This is a genomic window from Synechococcus sp. WC10meta (assembly GCF_047461475.1).
In genome coordinates this window covers 1-1,046 of record NZ_JANSHF010000040.1, presented here as the reverse complement: position 1 = coordinate 1,046, position 1,046 = coordinate 1, and the positions used below count along the sequence as shown (strand labels likewise).

Here is a 1,046-nt window from a genome sequence, read left to right as displayed (position 1 = left end):
GCCCACGCCATCTTGTCTCCCCAAGAGCCGCTGGTGGTGCCCGATGCCACTCAGGATCCGCGCTTTGCCGACAACCCTTTTGTTACCCAAGAGCCGCACATCCGCTTCTACGCCGGCGTGCCCTTAGTAACTCCGGAAGGGCAGGCGTTGGGCACCCTCTGCGTTGTCGATTTCCAACCCCGGCAGCTCAGCCCGGAGCAACTGGATCAGCTCAAGGCCCTGGCCCATCAGGTGGTGGCCCAATTGGAGCTGCGCCGCACCTTGAGGGAGCTGGCCAAGACCCCCCTGCTGCCGGCCCAAAGGTCAAAGGAGGACAAGTCTGCCCGTAAGAGCAGATTTCTTTTCAGGGTTGGCGCTGGTTTTGGCCTGGCTGCCCTGATCTTGGCAGGGATCGCCTACTCCGCCCACCGCGCTGCTTCCCGTCTGCCCCAGATCAACAGGGAGGTAACCCAGCTTCTAGAAGAGCACGAGGTTCTAGAGAAGCTGCTAGGAGAAGTGCAGGCCGCAGAAGTCCACAAGCGCAGCTATCTCCTTACAGGCAATGCGAGCTTCTTACGGAGCTATCAGACAAGCACCGATTCGCTGTTTGCTCTTCTGGATCAGCTACAGGAATTTGCGGCCTTGGATCCCGTGCATCAAGAGCACCTGAGCCGGCTAGAGCTGCTGCTGGCGCCGTGGCTGAAACTCAACCATGATTTGATTGAGCTGAGGAAGCAAGGGGAGCTATCTGCGGTTCAAGAAGCGCTGCAAAGTCAGGAAGAGGAAAAATTGAGGCAGCGGATTGTCGAGGTGGTAGCGTCGCTAGGAGAGGAAGATCACCGCCGGCTGCAGCAAAGTAGCGATCAGTTTCAGATAGCCTGGAGCCGCACCAATGCCATCCTGCTAGCGGGTCTAACGTTTATCTACTGCATCTTGGCTGCTGTTTACTCCCTCATTCGCCGAGAAAGTGCCGAGCGGGAAAAGGCAGAGCGATCCCTCAAGCAAGAGCGAGATTTTACCAACGCAGTTATCGATACAGCAGGGGCGTTGGTAGTGGTCCTGGATCC

At 57.8% G+C, this 1,046-nt stretch carries 1 protein-coding gene; it reads left to right on the top strand.

Going from position 1 to position 1,046, the window contains the following annotated elements; genetic code table 11:
* Positions 1–1,046: CHASE3 domain-containing protein (locus NW804_RS10350; RefSeq protein WP_414423491.1), on the top strand; the 1,046-nt coding region annotated here is incomplete at both ends.